The organism is Polymorphospora sp. NPDC050346 (assembly GCF_040655695.1).
GTDB classification, from domain to species: Bacteria; Actinomycetota; Actinomycetes; order Mycobacteriales; family Micromonosporaceae; genus Polymorphospora; species Polymorphospora lycopeni.
This window is the reverse complement of sequence record NZ_JBFAKM010000092.1, coordinates 1-3,420: the sequence shown is the minus strand read 5'-3', so window position 1 is coordinate 3,420 and position 3,420 is coordinate 1. Positions and strand designations below refer to the sequence as shown.

The following is a 3,420-nucleotide window of genomic DNA, read 5'->3' as shown; positions in this document are numbered from 1 at the left end:
TACCGGAACAGCACGAAGTTCCTTCTTGCCTTTGGTGCGATCTCCGGGCGTTGTGGCTGCCCAGGTCAGGCGGCTGGGGTGGAGGTCGCGGGTTGACTGTTGGTCGGGATTGCTGAAAAGTTGCCGATATTCACGACCAACAGTCGACTTCGGTGTACTGGGGTGGTGGTCATGGGTTTGGCGGTGGTGCGGTCGCTGGACGCGCCGCGGCAGTTGTCGAGCCGGACCGAGGTCGAGGACTTCGAGCAGGAACTGGTGGACCAGTACCTGTTGGCGGCGATGGGCGCGGGCTGCGCGGACAGCACGGTGGCGTCCGAACGGTCGGTGTTGTTCGAGTTCGTCAAGTTCCTCGGTCGTCCGGTATGGACGGCGCGGCCGGATGACGCGGACCGGTTCCTGGTCGCGGCGCGCCGGTCTGGGTTGGCCCGGTTGACGGTGCAGCACAAGGCGTGGGCGTTGGCGCATTTCTTCGAGTTCCTTCTCGTGCGGTATCAGGGCGACATCCACCGGTTGACGGGTGTCGTGGTGGAACAGGTGATCGACGAGTTCAACCGGCCGGCTCGCGCGGACTACGGCTCGGTCCGGGTGCCTCCGTCGAGTGATGAGGTGGAGCAGCTGTTCGCCGCGTGGCGGCTGTGGCTGCCGCAGGCCCGCAAGTTCCTGCCCGCAGCGCGTGACTACCTGGCGGCGTCGTTATGGCGCCGCATCGGGCTACGGATACACGAGACATCCATGCTCGACATTCGGGACTGGCGTCGGGATCTGGGTGAGTACGGCAGCGTGGACGTGCGGTTCGGCAAGGGCAGCCGCGGCCGCGGCGTGAAGACCCGCGTGGTCCCGGCGATCAACGCCGCGCGGGAGTTGCTGGACTGGTGGATGGTCGAGGTCCGGCACCAGTTCGGCCCGGACTACACCAACCCGGACGCGCCGCTGCTGCCGGCCGAGCGGCGCGCGGACCCGCTGACCGGCTGCTGCGTGCGGGCCGGGACACAGACCCTGCGCGACGGGCTGGCCGCCGCGGTCAAACGAGGGTTGCCGTCCTGGCAGGGCCGGTTGACGCCGCACATGCTGCGGCATTTCTGCGCGTCGTCGTTGTATGCCCGAGGCTTGGATGTCAAGGCGATCCAGGAGGTCCTCGGGCACTCGTGGTTGTCGACCACGACCCGCTACATCCACGTCCCGGTCGAGCATGTGACGCAGGCGTGGAACGCCAGCAACGCCCGCACCGCGGCTCGTCTCGGGCCACTTCAGGGGTGATCTGATGCAGTGGAACCTGCGGATGCGCGCCGCGCAGGCCGGGATCTGGAAGTCCACCGAGATGCGCCGCCGGCTCGCCGAGGCCGGGCTGCAGATCAGTGCCGGGAAGATGTCGGCGTTGTGGACCGGCACCCCGACCACCGTCCGTCTCGACGACCTCGACGTGATCTGCGCGGTGCTCGGCTGCACCCCAGCCGACCTGCTGATCTGCGAGCCCGACAAGGTCGCCGCCCACCGTCGGCAGGCACAGGCCACCGGCGGCTCCGGCAGCACGGGCACGCCGGCGCCGCGGCTGGGCCGACACACCTCGATCCCGCCGGCATGACCGGCAAGCTGAAGCCGTGCACCGTCTGCGGGGTGCGGCCACCGGCGATGCGCGAGATCCCGTACTGCTTCCTCTGCTGGCCAGGCGGCCCGGTCACCGCCCCACCCTGCTACAAGTGCGCCTCGAGGGTCGACTACTACATGTCGGGTCTGTGCGCCCGCTGCCACCCGCACGCGCCTGGGCAGAAGTCCCCGGCCTGGAAACTGGCCGGACCCCTCGCTCAGCGGCGCGTCATCATCGACGCCTGCCCGGACTGCCACGCCTGGGGCGTCACCCGCACCTACGGCTGGACCTGCGCCGCCTGCCGCTCCTTCCGCGAAACTCACCGGCACGTCGCCGCCTGCGCCACCTGCGGGCAAACCGTCGCACTCTACGACGACGGCTCCTGCCGGTTGTGTCACCTCCAGCGCAGCCTGGTCGCGCACACCCTCGGCCGCCGCACCGGCGACATCAGCCTGGCCGAAGCGAACCGGCACGGCCAGCAACTGTTCATCGCCGGGCTGTGGCACCGCAGCGGCACCGGCAAACGCCCCTACATCAAGAAGACCGTGCCGCCGGACATGCGGCAGCTGACCCCGGTCACCCACCGCCAACTCGTCCTGTTCGACGCCGTCCGCGACCTGAAAGCCGGACTGCGCAACGGATTCCCACCGCCACCACACCCCGGCCGCGAAGCCGCGCTGCTCGCATTCGTCGGCGAGCACGCCACCCGCTACGGCTGGCGCCGAACCAAGATCGAACGCGTCCGCCGCGCCATGCGGATCATGCTCGGCATCCAGGACACCCCCGGCGCGCCGATCCGCCGCAGCGACGTCGCTCTGCTGTCGCGGATCAAACACTCCGCCGCCGTCGTCGCCGACGTCCTCGCCGACGCCGGCCTGCTCGACGACGACCGGCAACCCGCCATCCTGCGCTGGTTCACCACCCACACCGCCGACCTGCCGGCACCCATGCGCGACGAACTCAACGCCTGGCTCGACGTGATGCGCAACGGCTCCACCCAGCCGCCGCGGCGCAAACCCCGCACCGACGCCACCATCGGCACCCAACTGCGCTGGGCGCTGCCCGCCCTGCAACGCTGGTCCGACAGTCACGTGTCCCTGCGCGAGATCGGCGTCGACGACGTACGCGCCGTGCTCCCAACCGACCCGCTCGCCCGCTACACCATGCTGCAAGGGCTGCGGTCGATCTTCCGGATCCTCAAAGCCCGCAAACTGACCTTCGTCAACCCGACCGCGCGCCTGCAGGCACCGCAACCCCAGGCACCCACACCCCGCCCGGTCAACCTCGACGTCCTGCGGGACGACCTGAACTCCAGCCAGCCCGCCACCGCCGCCCTGGCCGCGCTGCTGGCCTTCCACGCCGTCCGCGTCGGCCAACTCCGCCACCTGCGCCTGACCGACCTGCACGACGGACGGCTGCACCTCGGCGAACAGATCATCCCGCTCGCCCCCGCCGTCCGGACCCGGCTGCGCAACTGGCTGGACCACCGACAGACCACCTGGCCACACACCCCCAACCCACACGTATTCATCCACGTCCGCAGCGCCATCACCACCCGACCCGTCACCGTCTGGTGGATCCGGCACCAACTCGGCATCGCCGGACAACACATCCGACTCGACCGCATCCTCGACGAAGCCCACGCCACCGGCGCCGACATCCGCCACCTCATGAACCTGTTCGGCCTGTCCGTCGAAGGCGCCCACCGCTACATCACCACGGTCACCACGGTCCGCAGTTCGACCAACTCCACGACCCGCTAACCTCCTCACAGGCCCACCACTCCGGAGTTCGCCCCGGAATCCCGCAAAGTTGAAGCGAACTCCAGACCAGTG

General features: G+C 69.4%; 3 protein-coding genes. All 3 read left to right on the top strand.

Annotated features, from left to right (window positions below; genetic code table 11):
- The first annotated feature begins 171 nt into the window (after positions 1–171).
- The 3 genes from AB0I42_RS37145 to AB0I42_RS37135 are packed head-to-tail and all read left to right on the top strand — an operon-like array spanning position 172 to position 3,348.
- Positions 172–1,257 (top strand): tyrosine-type recombinase/integrase, encoded by a 1,086-nt coding sequence (locus AB0I42_RS37145; protein ID WP_357544465.1) that lies wholly within the window; start codon positions 172–174, stop codon positions 1,255–1,257.
- Between the two features lie 4 nt (positions 1,258–1,261).
- Positions 1,262–1,582 carry a helix-turn-helix transcriptional regulator gene (locus AB0I42_RS37140; RefSeq protein ID WP_357544464.1) on the top strand — a complete coding sequence of 107 codons (321 nt, stop codon included), beginning with the start codon at positions 1,262–1,264 and terminating at the stop codon, positions 1,580–1,582.
- Positions 1,579–3,348, top strand: a complete 1,770-nt coding sequence (locus AB0I42_RS37135) for a hypothetical protein (protein ID WP_357544463.1) — start codon at positions 1,579–1,581, stop codon at positions 3,346–3,348. The genes AB0I42_RS37140 and AB0I42_RS37135 overlap by 4 nt, the downstream gene beginning before the upstream one ends.
- The last annotated feature ends 72 nt before the right edge of the window (positions 3,349–3,420 follow it).

Bases quoted from the DNA above. Each gene is read 5' to 3' on its own strand.
- AB0I42_RS37145 (WP_357544465.1), top strand. From the start codon at position 172: ATGGGTTTGGCGGTGGTGCGGTCGCTGGACGCGCCGCGGCAGTTGTCG.
- AB0I42_RS37140 (WP_357544464.1), top strand. From the start codon at position 1,262: ATGCAGTGGAACCTGCGGATGCGCGCCGCGCAGGCCGGGATCTGGAAG.
- AB0I42_RS37135 (WP_357544463.1), top strand. From the start codon at position 1,579: ATGACCGGCAAGCTGAAGCCGTGCACCGTCTGCGGGGTGCGGCCACCG.